The sequence below is a fragment of the Acidovorax sp. BL-A-41-H1 genome (genome assembly GCF_051942715.1).
In genome coordinates this window covers 308,350-325,086 of sequence record NZ_JBPVJQ010000004.1, presented here as the reverse complement: position 1 = coordinate 325,086, position 16,737 = coordinate 308,350, and the positions used below count along the sequence as shown (strand labels likewise).

At 68.0% G+C, this 16,737-nt stretch carries 13 protein-coding genes; 9 read left to right on the top strand and 4 right to left on the bottom strand.

Annotation, left to right across the window (positions count from 1 at the left end; translation table 11 throughout):
• The first annotated feature begins 41 nt into the window (after positions 1 to 41).
• Positions 42 to 3,056, top strand: a complete 3,015-nt coding sequence (locus tag ACTPOI_RS10560) for an extracellular solute-binding protein (RefSeq protein WP_440108564.1) — start codon at positions 42 to 44, stop codon at positions 3,054 to 3,056.
• Between the two features lie 89 nt (positions 3,057 to 3,145).
• Positions 3,146 to 5,287, top strand: coding sequence for a replication restart helicase PriA (gene priA / locus ACTPOI_RS10555; protein WP_440108563.1), 2,142 nt, complete (start codon positions 3,146 to 3,148; stop codon positions 5,285 to 5,287).
• Between the two features lie 2 nt (positions 5,288 to 5,289).
• Here priA and ACTPOI_RS10550 read toward each other — a convergent pair whose 3' ends face one another.
• Positions 5,290 to 6,213: a LysR family transcriptional regulator gene (locus tag ACTPOI_RS10550; RefSeq protein ID WP_440108562.1), complete on the bottom strand. Its 924-nt coding sequence runs from the start codon at positions 6,211 to 6,213 to the stop codon at positions 5,290 to 5,292.
• Positions 6,214 to 6,319: 106 nt separating this feature from the next.
• Here ACTPOI_RS10550 and ACTPOI_RS10545 point away from each other — a divergent pair, with 106 nt between their 5' ends.
• The 3 genes from ACTPOI_RS10545 to ACTPOI_RS10535 all read left to right on the top strand — a co-directional run bounded on the left by ACTPOI_RS10545 (position 6,320) and on the right by ACTPOI_RS10535 (position 8,954).
• Positions 6,320 to 7,321, top strand: coding sequence for a tripartite tricarboxylate transporter substrate binding protein (locus tag ACTPOI_RS10545; RefSeq protein ID WP_440108561.1), 1,002 nt, complete (start codon positions 6,320 to 6,322; stop codon positions 7,319 to 7,321).
• Positions 7,322 to 7,324: 3 nt separating this feature from the next.
• Positions 7,325 to 8,515, top strand: coding sequence for a M20 aminoacylase family protein (locus ACTPOI_RS10540; RefSeq protein WP_440108560.1), 1,191 nt, complete (start codon positions 7,325 to 7,327; stop codon positions 8,513 to 8,515).
• A 163-nt stretch (positions 8,516 to 8,678) separates the two neighbouring features.
• Positions 8,679 to 8,954, top strand: a complete 276-nt coding sequence (locus ACTPOI_RS10535) for a cupin domain-containing protein (protein ID WP_440108559.1) — start codon at positions 8,679 to 8,681, stop codon at positions 8,952 to 8,954.
• A gap of 24 nt (positions 8,955 to 8,978) precedes the next feature.
• On the opposite strand, the gene dmeF is transcribed toward ACTPOI_RS10535, so the two are convergent.
• From dmeF to ACTPOI_RS10520, 3 genes are all read right to left on the bottom strand, one after another.
• The gene (gene dmeF, locus ACTPOI_RS10530; protein WP_440108783.1) at positions 8,979 to 9,977 is read right to left on the bottom strand and encodes a CDF family Co(II)/Ni(II) efflux transporter DmeF; all 999 of its coding nucleotides are present in this window, start codon (positions 9,975 to 9,977) and stop codon (positions 8,979 to 8,981) included.
• A 55-nt stretch (positions 9,978 to 10,032) separates the two neighbouring features.
• Positions 10,033 to 10,986: an AEC family transporter gene (locus ACTPOI_RS10525; RefSeq protein WP_440108558.1), complete on the bottom strand. Its 954-nt coding sequence runs from the start codon at positions 10,984 to 10,986 to the stop codon at positions 10,033 to 10,035.
• A gap of 143 nt (positions 10,987 to 11,129) precedes the next feature.
• Complete coding sequence (locus tag ACTPOI_RS10520) at positions 11,130 to 12,401, bottom strand: ABC transporter substrate-binding protein (RefSeq protein ID WP_440108557.1); 1,272 nt, start codon at positions 12,399 to 12,401, stop codon at positions 11,130 to 11,132.
• A 10-nt stretch (positions 12,402 to 12,411) separates the two neighbouring features.
• On the opposite strand from ACTPOI_RS10520, the gene ACTPOI_RS10515 reads away from it, so the two are divergent.
• The 4 genes from ACTPOI_RS10515 (at position 12,412) to ACTPOI_RS10500 (ending at position 16,684) form a co-directional block, all read left to right on the top strand.
• Entirely contained in the window at positions 12,412 to 12,564 is a 153-nt protein-coding gene (locus tag ACTPOI_RS10515) for a hypothetical protein (RefSeq protein WP_440108556.1), read from the top strand.
• A gap of 255 nt (positions 12,565 to 12,819) precedes the next feature.
• Complete coding sequence (locus ACTPOI_RS10510; RefSeq protein ID WP_440108555.1) at positions 12,820 to 14,904, top strand: ATP-dependent helicase; 2,085 nt, start codon at positions 12,820 to 12,822, stop codon at positions 14,902 to 14,904.
• Between the two features lie 206 nt (positions 14,905 to 15,110).
• Positions 15,111 to 15,476, top strand: coding sequence for a hypothetical protein (locus ACTPOI_RS10505; RefSeq protein WP_440108554.1), 366 nt, complete (start codon positions 15,111 to 15,113; stop codon positions 15,474 to 15,476).
• Positions 15,473 to 16,684 carry a phospholipase A gene (locus ACTPOI_RS10500; RefSeq protein ID WP_440108553.1) on the top strand — a complete coding sequence of 404 codons (1,212 nt, stop codon included), beginning with the start codon at positions 15,473 to 15,475 and terminating at the stop codon, positions 16,682 to 16,684. The genes ACTPOI_RS10505 and ACTPOI_RS10500 overlap by 4 nt, the downstream gene beginning before the upstream one ends.
• Positions 16,685 to 16,737 lie beyond the last annotated feature (53 nt).

Here is a 16,737-nt window from a genome sequence, read left to right as displayed (position 1 = left end):
TGTGTGACCCGCTTCTACAAGGTCCCGATGCCTTGCCGACCATGCAGCCCATTTCTCCCCCTTCCCTCAAGCTCCAGCGGTCCATTGGCACCGTGCTCGTGGTAGCGCTGGCTGTGCTGGCGCTGGTGTTCCTGGCTTCCGCTGCCAGCGCGTTCGCGGCTCTGGTCAAAAGCAACGCATCGCTGGACCAGGTGACGCGGGAAATCACCGTGCTCCAGGATCTGTCCGATGCCGTGAACCACACGCGCACGTCGCGCGTGTGGATGGTGCAGGCCTCGGTATACGGCTCGTACGGCATGTTCAAGGAGTCCGCCGCGGCGCTGGCCACCGCCCGCAGCAAGCTGGCCGAATCGCGAAGCGCGTTCGGCCGGTACGAGCAGTCGGTCAAAGACTCCACCGAAGCCCCCCTTGCAAGGGTCGCTGCGCAAACCTACGCCGCCTACCTCACAAAAGGGCTGGACCCACTGATCACCGCGCTGGAAGCCGGCAACCCGCAGAACTACATCAACACCCTGCGCAACCGCACCCCCGCGCTGGACGCCGATTTTGAAAAAGCCGTGAATGCCGTGCTGGCCCTGCGCACCGAGCAGTCGCGCCAGACACAGGCCGACATCCAGGCGGGCTACCAGCGCAGCCTGGCCGGGCTGTGGGTACTGGCTGCGCTGTTTGGTGCCACGTGCCTGGCGCTGTGGGGCGGCGCCCGCCGCTGGCTGGTGCGGCCGCTGCGCGGGATGGCGCATGACATCGAAACGGTCGCGGCCAACGATCTTTCGGTGCCCACGCAGAAAGCGCAGCGCTTTGCGCCGCAAGAGATCGCGCAGGTGCAGGGGACCATGGAACGCATGCGGATGCAGCTGCGCACCACCGTGGGCGCGATCCGCGGTGCGGCCCACACGGTGCAGGCCGCCAGCCACGACATTGCCACGGGCAACGCCCACCTGGCCGAACGCACGCAGCAGCAGGCGCTGCACCTGGGACATACCTCGGAAGCCATCGGACACATGGCGCAGAGCCTGGCAGCGTCTGCAGGGGCTGCGGCACGGGTGGCCAGCGTGGCCCAGAGCGCCGCAGCCGTGGCGACGGAAGGCGGAACCAAGGCAGCGCAGGCGCGCGCCGCCATGGACGAGATCCACGCCTCCAGCCGCAAGATTGGCGAAATCACCACCGTGATCGACGGCATCGCCTTCCAGACCAACATCCTGGCCCTCAATGCAGCCGTGGAAGCCGCCCGGGCCGGAGAGCATGGGCGCGGCTTTGCCGTGGTGGCCAGCGAGGTGCGCACGCTTGCCCAGCGCAGCGCCGCGGCCGCGCGAGAGATCAAGCACCTCATCGACGAATCCATGGCCTGCGTGGAACGCGGTGTGGCCCATGTGCACGATGCAGGGGTGACCATGCAGGGCGTGCTCGACCAGATCCATGCCGCAGCAGCGCTGGCCGCAGACATTCGCCACGCCACCGAGCAGCAGGCACGCGATGTGGAACACGCCCGCGCCACGCTTCACCAGTTGGAGCAGATGACCGACCAGAACGTGCAGCTGGTGGCGCAAGGCGCACAGGCCGCGGGCAGCCTGGACCAGCAGGCTGCCGCGCTGGCACGGGCTGTAGATTCCTTTCGGCTGCCCGATGACGCAAGCCAGGTGACACTGCGATCCCCGGGCACGCAGGCGTTTCTGGCCCCCGCGCCCGCGCTGGCCGCCCGCATCGCACACACCCGATCGGCGGCCACGCTTACCGCCGTTCTGACCGCTTTGCTCTGCTCCGCACCAGCAGGCAAGGCCGCCGCCACCGAGGTCGAACTGCTGCACTGGTGGACGTCCGAAGGCGAATCGCGCGCGGTGCAGACCCTGCGCCCCCAGCTGGCCGCCAAGGGTCTGGCGCTGAAGACCCCCGCCGTCAATGGCGGCGCTGAGGCACTGGCGCAGACCCTGCGAGAGCGCGTGGCCGCGGGCAAAGCGCCCGATGCGGTGCAGATGAAGGCCGCCGACCTGGCAGCCTGGGGCGACCAGGGCGCGCTGGCCTCGCTGGACGCCCTGGCCAAAGCCGAAGGGTGGGACTACAAGATTCCCCGCCAGATTGCCGAGCAGGTGAAATACAAGGGCGCCTATGTGGCCGTGCCTGTCAACGTGCACCGCATCAACTGGCTGTACATCAACCGCGCGCTGCTACAGCAGGTGCAGGGCCGCGTGCCGCAGACCTGGCCCCAGTTCATGGCGCTGGCCGAACGGCTGCAAAAGGCGGGCATCACCCCGCTGGCGCATGGCAACCAGCCGTGGCAGAACCTCACGCTGTTTGAAACCGTGGCGCTGGGCGTGGCCGGGCCTGACCTGTACCAGCGCGCCCTGGCCCGTGGCGAGCCGACGGCGGTGCAAAGCGAAGCCATCGGGCGGGCGCTACAGACCTTTGCCGCCCTGCGGCCCCTGACCGAGCCCGTGGCCCCCCCGCAGCCAGCGGCGCCCGGTGCCAACGCACGCAAGCCTGCACCTGCCCCGGCCAGCACAACCACCAGCGGTGCAGACAGCCAGGCCGCCAGTGCCGAGTGGAATGCCGCCACCGCCAAAGTCATCACTGGCAAGGCCGCGATGCAGATCATGGGCGACTGGGCCAAGGGCGAGTTCCTGGTGGCGCGGCAGGTGCCCGAGCAGGACTTCCTGTGCGTATCCACCCCCGGCAGCGCCAGCAGCTACATCTATGTGGTCGACAGCCTGGCCCTGTTCCGCAAGGCCGGCAGCCCGGTGGCCACGGCCGAGCAGACGGCGCTGGCGCGGGCGGTCACCGGCGCGGAGTTCCAGGCCACGTTCAACCTGGCCAAGGGTTCCATCCCTATCACGCCGGGCGTGGACATGTCGCGCTTTGACGCCTGCGCCAAGGAATCGAGCGCGTTCTTCCTGGCCGCCCGCATGGCCAACACGCTGGTGCCCTCGGTCGCGCACCGCATGGCGCTGCCCGCCGCGCGGCACAAGGCGCTGGAGGCGCTGGTCGACAAGCTCTGGAACGACCCCACCTACGGCGCGGCGCAGGCCCAGCGGGACTGGGCTGCCGCCAGCAAGGCGCGGTAGCTCACACTGGCGAGGCAGCGGCAGCGACAGGCCACCCAGCGGCGACAATCGGCCCTCGTTCTGTCCGCTTTGCCAGCCGTCCGCCCGCCTTGCCCACCCCGCCGCCCTCCCCCGCCCGCCATCTGGTCCATGTCGCCCTGCACACGCCCTCGCACAGCGGCGTGGGCGACCTGCTGAGCTACGCCAGCGACCGCGCGCTGCCGCCAGGCACCCTGGTGCGCGTGCCCCTGGGCACCCGCGAAGTGCTGGGCGTGGTGTGGGATGCCGACGCTGCCACGGGCGAGCTGCCCGAGGGCGCCACCATGCGCGCCATTGCCGGGGTGCTGGAAGGGGTGGCGCCGCTCGATCTGCCCTGGCGCAGGCTGGTGGCGTTTGCCGCGCGCTACTACCAGCGGGCGCTGGGCGAGGTGGCCCTGGCCGCCCTGCCCCCGCAGCTGCGCGACTTGCGCCCCGAGCAGCTGGCCCGGCGCCTCAAGCGCCCCGCCAAGGCCGCGGGCGACACTACAGATACTATCGAAAACATAGCACTCAGCCCAGAACAGGAAAGCGCCAGGGCCCGAATTTCGTCTGAAACCGGCCCCTTCCTGCTGTTTGGCAGCACCGGCAGCGGCAAGACCGAGGTGTACCTGCGCTGCGTGCAGGAGATGCTGGAGGCCGATCCCACCGCCCAGGCGCTGGTCATGGTGCCCGAGATCAACCTCACGCCTCAGCTGGAAGACCGCTTTGTGAGCCGCTTCGCCCCCCGCTTTGGCGCGGGCGCCGTGGTGTCGCTGCACAGCGGCATGACCAACCCGCAGCGTCTCAAAAGCTGGCTGGCCGCGCACAGCGGCACCGCGCGCATCGTGCTGGGCACGCGCATGGCGGTGTTTGCCAGCATGCCGGGCCTGAAACTCATCGTGGTCGACGAGGAGCACGACCCCAGCTACAAGCAGCAGGAGGGCGCCCGCTACTCGGCGCGCGACCTGGCCATCTGGCGCGGGCGCGAGCAGGGCGCCAAGGTGCTGCTGGGCTCGGCCACGCCTTCACTGGAGAGCTGGCACGCCAGCCGCCCGCCCACGCCTGACGAACCCGACGGCGGCCGCTACGTGCGCCTGCACATGCCCAGCCGCATCGGCGCGGGGGCGCTGGCGCGCGTCAAGCGGGTGGACATGAACCAGCAGCCCCGGCGTACGGTGTTCAGCGCGCCCTTGCTGCAAGCCATCACCGACCGTGTGGGCCGGGGCGAGCAGAGCATGGTGCTGCTCAACCGCCGCGGCTACGCGCCCGTGCTGCACTGCGTGGACTGCGGCTGGAAGAGCGACTGCCCGCACTGCAGCGCCCACCAGGTGTTCCACAAGACCGACCGCACCCTGCGCTGCCACCACTGCGGCTACACCGTGCGCGTGCCCGCGCACTGCCCCACCTGCGGCAGCCCCGACATCCACCCCATGGGGCGCGGCACCGAGCAGCTCGAAGAGCAGCTGGCCGCCCTTTTGCGCAACGTGCAGCGGCCCGATGGCAACCCCGCCCGCATTGCCCGCATCGACGCGGACACCACCAAGGCCAAGGGCGCACTGGAGGAACAACTGGCCCAGGTGCACGCGGGCGAGGTGGACGTGCTGGTGGGCACGCAGATGATCGCCAAGGGCCACGACTTCCGGCGCATCACGCTGGTGGCGGCCGTGCAGCCCGATGGCGCGCTGTTCAGCAGCGACTTCCGCGCGTCGGAGCGCCTGTTTTCGCTGTTGATGCAGGCGGCGGGCCGGGCCGGGCGCGACGCTGCCTACGTGGCGGCGCAGGCCAGCCAGGCCGAGATGTGGGTACAGACCTTTCACCCCCAGCACGCCGTGTACGAGGCGCTGCGCAAGCATGACTACGAGGCCTTTGCCGCCCAGCAACTGAAGGAGCGCGAAGAGGCCGCCATGCCGCCCTTTGCCTACCAGGCCCTGGTGCGGGCCGACGCGCGCACCCAGGATGTCGCCCAGGGGTTCCTGCAGGCGGCCAGCGCGGCCGCGCATGCCGCCGCGCTGCCGGGGCTCGATGGCACCGTGATCCTGTTCCCGCCCGTTCCCCTGACCATCCAGCGCGTGGCCAATGTCGAGCGCGCGCAGATGCTCATGGAAAGCAGCAGCCGCACAGCCTTGCAGCGCTTTCTGGCCGCGTGGCAGCCGGTGCTGCAGGCCACGCGCAGCCAGCCCGCGCACAAGGGCCTGACCCGCTGGCTGGTGGACGTGGACCCGCTGGCAATCTGACCTCAGGCCGGGGGCGGCTGCAGCGCATCGTCAAACAGGTGCGTCTGCAAAATCTCCCGAAAGCTCGCCATGGCCGGCGCCGTGGTGCGGCCGGCCAGGGTGATGACGGCGTAGCGTGCCCGGGCACGCATGTCGGGGTGCAGGGGCAGCAGCACCAGCCGGCCCGATTCCATGCCCGCCCGCGCGGCGGCGTGCACGCCCAGGAACACCGCGTCCGACTGCTCCACCGCCGCCAGCAGGGCCGCCACGTCGTCGCACTCCAGCCGCACCATTTCCGAGGGGTGGGCCTTCAGGCCGAACTGGTCGACCATGAGCCGGATCACCTCGTCCGACAGCGGTGTGCACGCCACCGGGTAGGCCAGCACCTGCGCCAGCGTCACGCGGGTGGCACCGGCCAGCGGGTGGCCTGCGCGCACGATAAAGCCCGCGCGCTGCTCGGCCAGCGCCTCGATCTGCAAATCAGGCGCGGGCACCACGCGGCGCAGGTCCACCACCAGCGCGTCGCACTGCCGGTTGCGCAGCTGCATCACCAGCAGCTCGGCCGGCCCGTGGGTAACCGATACGCGCAGGCTGGGGTAGTCACGTGCCACGGTGGTCAGCAGCGGCACGGTCAGCAGCGCCGCCGGGCCCGAGCCCAGCCCCACGCTGATGCGCCCCAGGTCGCCCTGCTGCAGCAGGCGCGCGCTGTCGCGCAGGGCCTCCAGGTCCCGCAGGATGGGGCGTGCGCGCTCCACCACTTCCAGGCCCAGCGGCGTGAGCGTGTTGCGCTTGCCCAGCCGGTCCAGCAACGGACCGCCCAGCTCCTCCTCCAGCCCCTGGATGCTGCGGCTCAGGGCGGACTGGGTGATGAACAGCCGCCCCGCCGCGCGGCTGAACGAGCCCGTGTCGGCAACGGCCAGCAGATGCTCCAGGTGGCGCAAGTTCATGGCGTGTATGAGTAAAGCGAATGATGATCAGGAAAATAATACATTGGACGCATAGGCTTGGGCTACCTAGCATTCACCGCACAACCCATCCACCCGGAGACAAACCATGCCCACGTCCTTCCCCCGCCTGGCCAGCCGCACGGCCGCATTGATCGGTGGCCTGCTGCTCAGCGCCACCGTGTTCGCCCAGAACGCCTTCCCGGCCAAGCCCGTCACGCTGATGGTGCCGTACCCGGCCGGCGGTGTGTCGGACGTGATTGCACGCACGGTCAACACCACGCTGGGCAAGCAGCTGGGCCAGCCCGTGATCGTGGAAAACCTGGGCGGCGCCAGCGGCTCCATCGCAGCCACCAAGGTGCTGAGCCAGCCGTCGGACGGCCACGTGGTGTTCCAGGGCTCGCCCAACGAACTCATCCTGGCCCCGCTGGCGCTGTCGGCCGTCAAGTTCAAGAGCGAAGACTTCCGCCTGGTCAACATGATCGCCACGGCGCAGATCGGCTTTCTGACCCGCGGCAACCTGCCCGTGAACAATATCGACGAGTTTGTGGAATATGCCCGCAAACAGGCGCAGCAGGGCCGCCCCATCACCTACGCCAGCGTGGGCCCGGGCTCGTTCTACCACCTGCTGGGCGAGCACCTGTCCAAGGTCACCGGCATCCCCATGGTGCATGTGCCCTACAAGGGCGGCGCCCCGGCCGAGCAGGACCTGATCTCCGGCCAGGTGGACATCTTCATGTCACCCTTTGGTACCAAGCACGTCGAGCTGCACAAGGCCGGCCGCATCAAGGTGCTGGCGCTGCTGAACCCCACGCGCATCGACACCGCCAAGGACTTCCCCGCCATCACCGAGAGCAAGGCCCTCAAGGACTTCACCTTCAACATCTGGACCGGCTACTTCGTGAAGCGCGACACGCCTGAAGCCGTGGTGGCCACGCTGCACAAGGCCATTGCCGGCACGCTGACCGACCCCACCGTGCGCGCCAACCTGGAAGCCGCCAGCCTGACGGCCCCGCCCAGCCTGTCGATCGCCGATGCCTCCAAGGCCTACACCGACGGCATCGCGCAGTTCCGCGCCATCGCCAAGTCCATCAACCTGCAGGCGCAATAAGCCATGGGCAGCTGGATTGACCAGGCGCTGCTTGCGCAGGCCGACACCTTTGTGGCGCTGCGGCGCGACCTGCACCGCCACCCCGAGCTGGGCTTTCAGGAAGTGCGCACCAGCGCCCTGGTGGCCGAAAAGCTGGCCGAGTGGGGTTATGAAGTCACGCGCGGCCTGGGTGGCACGGGCGTGGTGGGCCAGCTGCGCCGCGGTACCGGCGAGCGCCGCCTGGGGCTGCGCGCCGACATGGATGCGCTGCCCATCACCGAAGCCACGGGCCTGCCCCACGCCAGCTGCCACCACGGCCTGATGCACGCCTGCGGCCACGACGGCCACACGGCCATGCTGCTGGCCGCGGCGCACCACCTGGCCAGGCACGGGCAGTTCAGCGGCACGCTCAACCTGATCTTCCAGCCTGCCGAAGAGGGCCTGGGCGGCGCCCGCAAGATGATGGACGACGGCCTGTTCACACGCTTTCCGTGCGACGCCATCTTTGCCATGCACAACATGCCCGGCCACCCCCCGGGGCACCTGCTGTTTCGCACCGGGGCCTTCATGGCGTCGAGCGAGAACATCACCATCACCCTGCACGGCGTGGGGGGCCACGGCGCCATGCCGCACCATGCGGCCGACCCGGTGGTGGCGGGCTCGGCCATCGTGCTGGGGCTGCAGAGCATCGTGGCGCGCAACGTGCCGCCGCTGCAGATGGCGGTGATCACCGTGGGTGCCTTCCAGGCGGGCGATGCCAACAACGTGATCCCGCAGACCGCCACGCTGAAGCTGAGCGTGCGCTCGCTGGACCGCAGCGTGCGCGAGCTGCTCAACCGCCGCATCCGCGAGCTGGTCGAGGCGCAGGCGCACAGCTACGGCGTGCGCGCCGAGGTGGACTTCCGCGGCGGCTACCCGGTGCTCGTCAACACCCCGGCAGAGACCGAATTTGCGCGCCAGATCGGCCGCGAACTGGTGGGCGATGCCAAGGTGACGGAACAGGCAGAGCCCCTGACCGGCAGCGAAGACTTTGCCTTCATGCTGGAAGACGTGCCCGGCAGCTACCTGCTGATCGGCAACGGCGACGACGCCACCGGCGGCCACGGCGCGTGCATGGTGCACAACCCGAACTACGACTTTGAAGACCGCAACATCGCGGTGGGCAGCGCCTACTGGGTCAAGCTGGCCGAGCGGTTTCTGGCCGACGCGGCCTGACAAGCGCAAAGCGCGGGTTCTGGCAGCGACGGCCGTGCGCTGAGTGCCCCCGGGGCAGCGCACAGGCAAAAATATGGCCAAAATGGCTTGTAGTGCAGGTTTTAATTGCACCTATAGCTATTACTTTTATAGCACTCAAGCCAGCACGTGCCGAGGAGCCCCCATGACCCCCGACCAGTTTGCCCAAGCCCTGATGGGCGAGGGCTTCGAGCCCGCCGTCACCATCACCCGCGAACCGGGCGGCCGGTTGGACGAACACACCCACCCCTTTGAGGCCAGGGCGCTGATCCTGGCGGGAGAAATCGGCATTGCCACTGCGGGTGTGGAGCGTGTGTACCGGGCAGGCGACGTGTTTCACCTGCTGGCCGAAACGCCGCACAGCGAGTGGTACGGCGCCGAGGGTGTGCGCTACCTGGTGGGGCGAAGGCCCGCGGCCTGAGCCAGCAAAGCCACCCTTGTGCCGCTAGGCCTGGGGTGCGATTGTTGACCGCCCCGGGACAGCATCCGGATACAGGTGGACCTCGATGGTGGAGTGCACCACCTCTTCATGCACGGCCAGCCGCTGGCGCAGGATGTCGGCCGTGAGCGCCGCATCGCGCGTGACCACGGTGAGCGCGCAGGCATAGATGCCCTTGCCGATGCGCCACACATGCAGGTCGGTCACGCGGGTTCCGGCCGGGTCGCCCGGCTGCTCGATCACTTCGCGGATCTCCTGCACCACGGGGTGGTCCATCTCGCGGTCGAGCAGCACGCGTGATGTGTCGGCCACCAGCCCCTTGGCCCACCAGGCCACCAGCCCGGCGCCCACGATGCCCATCACAGGGTCCAGCCACGCCCAGCCATACAGCCAGCCACCCGCCAGCGCCACAATGGCCAGCACCGACGTGGCGGCATCGGCCACCACATGCAGGTAGGCCGACTTGAGGTTGAGGTCCTCGTGGTGGTCGTGTCCATGTGCATGTCCTTGTCCATGCCCATGTCCATGCCCATCCCCGTCGTGGTGGCGGGCATGGCCCAGGATCCACGCGCACACCACATTCACGGCCAGCCCCGCGGCGGCCACCGCCATGGCCTGCTGGTACTGGATGGGCTGGGGCGACAGCAGCCGCTCCACCGAGCCCACCACCATCAGCGCCGCCACGCCCAGCAAAAAGATGGCGCTGGCAAACCCGGCCAGCACTTCGATCTTCCAGGTACCGAAGGCAAAGCGCGGGTCACCCGCATAGCGGCGCGCGGCAGCATAGGCCGCGGCCGACAGGCCAATGGCCACGGCGTGCGAGCTCATGTGCCAGCCATCGGCCATCAGCGCCATGGAGTTGAACCACCAGCCGCCCGCAATCTCCACCACCATCGCAGCCAGCGTGATCCACATCACCACGCGCGTGCTGCGCTCGGCCTGGCGGGTGTCGCCCGTGGCAAAGCTGTGGTCGTGGGCCCAGGGGGTGAGGTCGTCGATGAGCATGGTCTCGGTCGATGGGAAGGCTGAAAACAAGACGCCAGCGCCGTGGCCCACCGCGTCAGGTGAGCAGCGCCACCGCCGCAGAAAAGCTCAAAAACGCCAGCGCGGTCGACACCAGGATGATCCGCGCCACGCGGCCGTTGTTGGCGCCAAACTTTTCGGCCAGCAGCGACACATTGCTGGCGCTGGGCAGGGCCGCCAGCAGCACCAGCACGGTGAACGCAAACGGATCGAGCGGCACGCCCAGGGCGATGGCGGCGGTGCCCGCGCACCACACCAGCAGCGGGTGCACCAGCAGCTTGGCCAGTGCCACGGGTACGTAGTCACGTGCCAGCACACGCTCGTGCTGGTTCATCTGCGAACGGGCCAGCACCGCGCCGATGGTGAACAGCGCCACGGGCGACGCCGCATCGGCCAGCATGGCCACGGTGCGGTCCACCGGACCAGGCAGGGTGAACTGCGCGGCCGAGGCCACCGCGCCCAGCGCAATCGACCAGGGCATGGGGTTGGTGGCCACGCCCCGCAAGGCACTGCGCAGCGCCACGCCCAGGCCGTGCGTACCCGCGCCGTCCATGCGCGACAGCGCAATGCACACCGAACTGGTGATGACCATGTCGATCAGGATGGTGAGGATGGCCGGCCCGGCCGCCTGCGCGCCCAGCAGCGCCACCAAGAGCGGCACGCCCATGAAACCGGTGTTGGGAAAGGCGGCCACCAGTGCGCCAAAGGCGGCGTCGTTCCAGCCGATGCGTGCATTGCGGGTGAGCGCCACGGTAGCCCCGACCATGACAGCGGCGCACACCAGGTACACGCCCGCCACGGCTGGGTCGAGCAGCTGCGCGATGGGCGTGCTCGCGCCAAAGCGGTACAGCATGCACGGCAGCGCAAAGTACAGCACGAAGGCGTTGAGCCCCGGTATGGCCGGCTGTGGCAGCACGCCGGTGCGCGCGGCCAGGTAGCCGCACAGCACCAGGGCAAAAAACGGAAAGGTGATGAGAAGGACGGAAAGCACGGCGGCTATTGTCCGCGTTGCGCCCGGGTGGCGCAGTCGCCCGCGGGCATGGCGTCAGCGCAAAGGCAGGCGGGCGTCGTCGTGCACCACGACCGCAGGGCGGGGCCAGGCAAGGGCGCTCTGCCTTGCGCTGGCAGCCACGCTCACTGCTTGCGCTGGACGATCAGGTTGCGCTTGGCGTCCTCGGGGTAGGCAAAGGTGATGGCGCCGTTTTTCACTGCGCCAATGATCAGCATGTTGCGGGTGATGGCGTCCTTGTCCTGCACACTGAACGGCTTTTCGTAGGTGGAAACCACGCCGTAGTAGGTCTTCATCTTGCCTTCCAGTGACTCCTTGATGGCGCGGCCGTTGAGGTTGCCGTCGCGGATGCCCAGGAACGAATACATCAGCAGGTACGTGGCGTCGTACGCGTTGGCCGCGGCCATGGGCACCGACACCTTGCCCTTGAACTTGCGCGTGTAGCTCGACAGGAAGGCCGCCCGGCGCTCGTTGCTGGGCTCGGCAATGAAGGTCTGCACCATCAGCGCGCCTTCGGCGGCATCCTTGGCGCCCTCCAGAAAGAAGGGGAACGACAGCGGCCATGCGCCCACCTGCGGCACCTTCCAGTTCAGGGCCTTCTTGCCGTTGGCGATCACGGCGTTCTCGGGGCCTACGGTGTAGCTGAAGATCACGTTGGCGCCTGCATTGCGCGCGGCCGTCAGCTCTGCAGACAGGTCCTTCACGCCCAGCGGAAAGCGGGCCACATGCACGGGCTTGATGTTCTTGGCCTCCAGGGCGGCCAGCACGTCCTTGAAGCCGCCTTCGCCATAGCCGGTGGAATCGGCAAAGATCGCGACCTTGTCCCATCCACGCTTGAGTACATCGTCCACCATGAACGGCGCCTGGATGGCATCACGGGCCTGGACACGGAAGATGTAGCTGTCGGGCGCGGGGTAGGTGCTGGTGATGGCCGTGCCCGTGGAGCAGGGCACGATCAGCGGCGACTTGGCCTCCTGGAACACATCCAGCGCCTTCAGGGCCACGCCGGTGTTGCAAAAGCCCAGCGTGGCGACAACCTTCTCTGCCATGAGTTCCTGGCTGACCTTGCGGCCCTGGTCAGGGTTTGCAGTGTCATCCTTGATGACCAGCTGCAGCGGCCGGCCGAGGTAGCCGCCCACAGCATTGATCTCATCGACCGCCAGCTGTATGCCATTGAGCATGGGCACGCCGAAGTCTGCAGACGGCCCGGTGAACGGCCCCACCACGCCAATGCGCACGGGCGCCGTGCTGCCAATCTGTGCCTGCGCAGGGGTGGCGATCCAAAGGCTCGCCGCCAGAGCTGCCACGGCAGCCACGCAAAGACGCCGTGGCAAAGGCACGGTGCGGCAGCCCGCCGTAACCGCAGTGGAAACAAGGGCAGCAACTGGTTGAGGCATGGGAGTGTTCATGAAAGGTGCTCGTCGTGCGGTCGCGCTGAAGGCCAGCGAACACGTTGCTCACAAGTATCAAAGTGTGACCGGCAGCACCCTAGCGGGATTTCCCCAAGAGGCCGATTCGGACACCGCCAAATTCCATGTAACAGATGGCTACATCGCGTAACGGCGGCGATTTTTCATTGCGGAAGTCAGGCACCCGTCAGCTACGGGCCGGCGGTTTTGCGCCGATTTGCAGCAGCCTGCGGTGTGCGCCCGGCAGGAGCTTCGAGACCCGTCCACGCCCCGGCGCCGGTATCATTGGCCGCATCGGCCCGCGCAGTGATGGCGCCCGCCGGCAGCTCCACCCTCCCTCGACGACGTTGCACCGCCTGCGCTTTTGCAGGCGTGGCATGCCTTGCCACCCAGCTTTTCATCTCCCATGTCCGCCGGCCTCAACCTAGCCCAGCTCCAGGCTGTCCACTACACCGACGGGGCCTGCCTGGTGCTGGCCGGGGCGGGCTCGGGCAAGACGCGCGTCATCACCCAGAAGATCGCGCACATGATCGAAAAGGGGATGGAGCCCAAGCGCATTGCAGCCATCACCTTCACCAACAAGGCCGCCGCCGAGATGCGCGAGCGCGCCAAGGGCCTGATCGGCCGGCGCGCCAAGGATGTGCTGGTGTGCACCTTCCACGCGCTGGGCGTGCGCATGGTGCGCGAAGACGGCGCGGTGCTGGGCCTCAAGCCCCAGTTCAGCATCATGGATGCCGACGACGTGACCGGCATCCTGAAAGAGGCCGCAGGCGGCACCACCGACCTGGCCACGGCGCGCCAGTGGCAGTGGACGATCAGCAAGTGGAAGAACATGGGCCTGAACGCCGAAGAAGCCCTCGCCCAGGCGGCCGACGACCATGAACGCAGCATTGCCGTGCTGATGGCGCGCTACGAAGAACGCCTGAGCGCCTACCAGAGCGTGGACTTTGACGACCTGATCGGCATGCCGCTGCGCCTGCTGCGCGACTTCCCCGAGGTGCGCGCCAAGTGGCAGGCCGCCCTGAGCCATGTGCTGGTGGACGAATACCAGGACACCAACGCCACGCAGTACGAACTGCTCAAGCTGCTGGTGGGCGCCGATGGCCACTTCACGGGCGTGGGCGACGACGACCAGTCCATCTACGGCTGGCGCGGCGCCACGCTGGACAACCTGAAAAAGCTGCCCATCGACTTCCCGCACCTCAAGGTCATCAAGCTGGAGCAGAACTACCGCTCCACCAGCGCCATCCTGCGCGCGGCCAACAACGTGATCGGGCCCAACCCCAAGCTGTTTCCCAAAACCCTGTTCAGCGAACTGGGCGAGGGCGAGCCCGTGCGCGTGGTCGATGCCGACACCGAAGAGCACGAGGCCGAGCGCGCCGTGGCCCGCATCCAGAGCCTGCGTGCGGCCGGCAACCCGCCGCCGGATTGGAAGAGCTTTGCCATCCTGTACCGCGCCAACCACCAGGCCAAGCCGTTCGAAAAAGCACTGCGCAAGGCGAACATTCCGTACAAGGTGTCGGGCGGCACCAGCTTTTTTGACCGCGCCGAAATCAAGGACCTGTGCGCCTGGTTCCGGCTTTGGATCAACAACGACGACGACCCGGCGTTTTTGCGCTGCATCACCAGCCCCAAGCGCGGCATCGGCCACACCACGCTGGCGGCACTGGGTGCGTTTGCCACGCAGCACAAGCAGAGCATGTTCGGCGCGCTGTTCAACGGCATGCTGCCCGCTGCCGTGCCCAAGCGCGCGCTCGATGGCCTGCACGAGTTTGGCCGCTACATCAACGACCTGGAACACCGTGCCCGCCACACCCACGGCGCGGAGGACGCCCGCGCCTTCCTGGCCGACTGGCTCAAGGAGATCGGCTACGAGCAGCACCTGTACGACGGCGAAGACAGCGAAAAGGTGGCGGCCGCCCGCTGGACCAACGTGCTGGAGTTCTGCGACTGGATGGCCCAGCGCGCAGGCGGGCAGATTGACGACACCGCAGGCGCCGTGGTGGCCAAGGAAACCAAGAGCCTGCTGGAGGTGTCGCAGACGATTGCGCTGCTATCGACCATCAGCGAACGCGAGCAGGAACAGGACATGGTGACGCTGTCGACCCTGCATGCCAGCAAGGGGCTGGAGTGGCCGCACGTCATCCTGGTGGGCGTGACCGAAGGCATGCTGCCCTTCAAGCTCGACGACGACGAGGGCCGCCAGCTGAAGGTGAGCGACGACACCGCGCAGCGCCTGCAGGAAGAGCGCCGCCTGATGTATGTGGGCATCACCCGCGCGCAGCGCACCCTGGCCGTCAGCTGGACCAAAAAGCGCAAGAAGGGCCGCGAGATGGTGGCCGCCCAGCCCAGCCGCTTCATCGCCGAGATGGGCCTGGACAAGACCACCGCCCGCGAAGACCCGCGCGAAAAGCTCAAGGCCCTGCGCGCCGAGTTCGCAGCCAAGGCCCAGGCCAGCGCGGCAGCCGCTGCAGCAGCACCACAGCCATGAGAAACAGCGCCATGCAAGCCGTGCCGGCATCCGCACCCGCCTTCACCCCGCCAGGCCCGCCCAGCGCCACCGGTCGCCACTGGCACAGCCCGGCACACGGGCTCGCGGTGTCCGCTTTTATTTTGATAGCTATCAGCGCTTATCCTACAAGCGCTTCAGCCCAAAAACAGTCAGAATCGACCGCAGCTTGCCCTGCGGCGGCCGACATGAGCCACCTGCACCTGCAAGGACGATGGGTCGCCCAACTGCAGCCGTCAGCGCAAGGTCCGTCAGCACAGCCTTCTGCGGAGACGGCCGTGCTGCAACTGGGCCCGCACCCCGAGCTGGCACACAGCGTGCGTGGTACCGTGCGGCGCGGCAACGCCACGGCGCTGGTCAGCGGCGATGTGGACGATGGCGACCTCACTCTGGAAGAATCACTCAACGGCACCAACATCAGTGCGACCTGGACAGGCCGGGTCGTGGATGGCAGTTGCGGCAAGGAAATACGCGGAACATGGAACAACGCCCACCCCACACCTACAGCCCCATCGGCACCGTTTGTGCTGCGCAAGCAGCCGGGCTGGCAATGACACGCCGCTCCACACCACGCACCGCGCGATCGCTTCGCCGGGTGGCCGTCATGGCGCTGGCCGCGCTGGCACCGGCCGGCGCAGCGCTGGCGCAGGCAGCCCCGGCCGCTATGGCCTCTGGCGGCAACTCGGCCAGCACCCTGAGCCGCTGCACCGCCCTGAGCACCGACAACCAGGCCCGCCTGGCCTGCTTTGACCAGTGGGCGGCCGAACAAAAATGGCAGGCGCCCGGTGCTTCAGCGTCTGCAGCCGGTGGCGCTGCGGCCAGCGACAGCACCAGCCTGCCCGCACCGGTCGACAGCACGCTGCCCGCCACCCGCATCATTGACGTGGCCCGCACCGAAGGCTGCCGCGATCCGCAGTACAGCGACCTCTCGCGCTTCTGGGAGCTGGAGTCGGGCAGCGACTGCGGCACCTTCAGCTTCCGCGGCTACCGGCCCATCACCGTATCGGTGGTGGCATCTGACTCGGTCAACCGCCAGCCGACATCGCCAGGGCCCAACAATTCGGCCACCACCAGCACCAACTACCGCACGACCGAAAACCGCATCCAGCTGTCGGTGCGCACCAAGGTGGCCCAGGGCCTGCTCACGCAGGGGCACCCTACGCTGAAGGATTCGGTGTGGTTTGGCTACTCGCAGCAGTCGTACTGGCAGCTGTTCACGCCGCAGATCTCGCGCCCCTTCCGCGCCACCGACCACGAACCCGAGGTGATGTATGTGTACCCCACCACGGCCGAGCTGCCGTTTGGCTGGAAGTGGCGCTACAGCGGCATCGGGCTGGTGCACCAGTCCAACGGCCAGAGCGAGCCGTTGTCGCGCAGCTGGAACCGCGCCTACCTGATGACCGGCATGGAGCTGGACAGCCGCTGGGTGGTAAACGCCCGGCTGTGGAAGCGCATCAGCGAAAGCGCCGACAGCGACGACAACCCCGGTATCAGCGATTACGTGGGCCGCGGCGAGCTGTCGGTGTTCTGGAACGTGAACAAGGAAAACACCGTGGGCGCCACGCTGCGCAGCTCCCTGTCGAGCAGCGACCGCGGGTCGGTACGGCTGGAATGGATGCAGACCCTGGGCAGCGGACTGTGGGGCAGCAAGAGCAACCTGCGCCTGCACACCGCACTGTTCAGCGGCTATGGCGACAGCATGATCGACTACAACCGCAAGCGCACCGTGTTCAGCGTGGGGCTGAGTCTGGTGGATTTTTAAGCAGGTACATCCCCCTGAGGCGCTGCGCGCCTTCACCCCTTCTCTCGAATCAC

Bases quoted from the DNA above. Each gene is read 5' to 3' on its own strand.
- ACTPOI_RS10560 (WP_440108564.1), top strand. From the start codon at position 42: ATGCAGCCCATTTCTCCCCCTTCCCTCAAGCTCCAGCGGTCCATTGGC.
- ACTPOI_RS10550 (WP_440108562.1), bottom strand. From the start codon at position 6,213: ATGAACTTGCGCCACCTGGAGCATCTGCTGGCCGTTGCCGACACGGGC.
- ACTPOI_RS10545 (WP_440108561.1), top strand. From the start codon at position 6,320: ATGCCCACGTCCTTCCCCCGCCTGGCCAGCCGCACGGCCGCATTGATC.
- ACTPOI_RS10540 (WP_440108560.1), top strand. From the start codon at position 7,325: ATGGGCAGCTGGATTGACCAGGCGCTGCTTGCGCAGGCCGACACCTTT.
- ACTPOI_RS10535 (WP_440108559.1), top strand. From the start codon at position 8,679: ATGACCCCCGACCAGTTTGCCCAAGCCCTGATGGGCGAGGGCTTCGAG.
- dmeF (WP_440108783.1), bottom strand. From the start codon at position 9,977: ATGCTCATCGACGACCTCACCCCCTGGGCCCACGACCACAGCTTTGCC.
- ACTPOI_RS10520 (WP_440108557.1), bottom strand. From the start codon at position 12,401: ATGCCTCAACCAGTTGCTGCCCTTGTTTCCACTGCGGTTACGGCGGGC.
- ACTPOI_RS10515 (WP_440108556.1), top strand. From the start codon at position 12,412: ATGAAAGGTGCTCGTCGTGCGGTCGCGCTGAAGGCCAGCGAACACGTT.
- ACTPOI_RS10510 (WP_440108555.1), top strand. From the start codon at position 12,820: ATGTCCGCCGGCCTCAACCTAGCCCAGCTCCAGGCTGTCCACTACACC.
- ACTPOI_RS10505 (WP_440108554.1), top strand. From the start codon at position 15,111: ATGAGCCACCTGCACCTGCAAGGACGATGGGTCGCCCAACTGCAGCCG.
- ACTPOI_RS10500 (WP_440108553.1), top strand. From the start codon at position 15,473: ATGACACGCCGCTCCACACCACGCACCGCGCGATCGCTTCGCCGGGTG.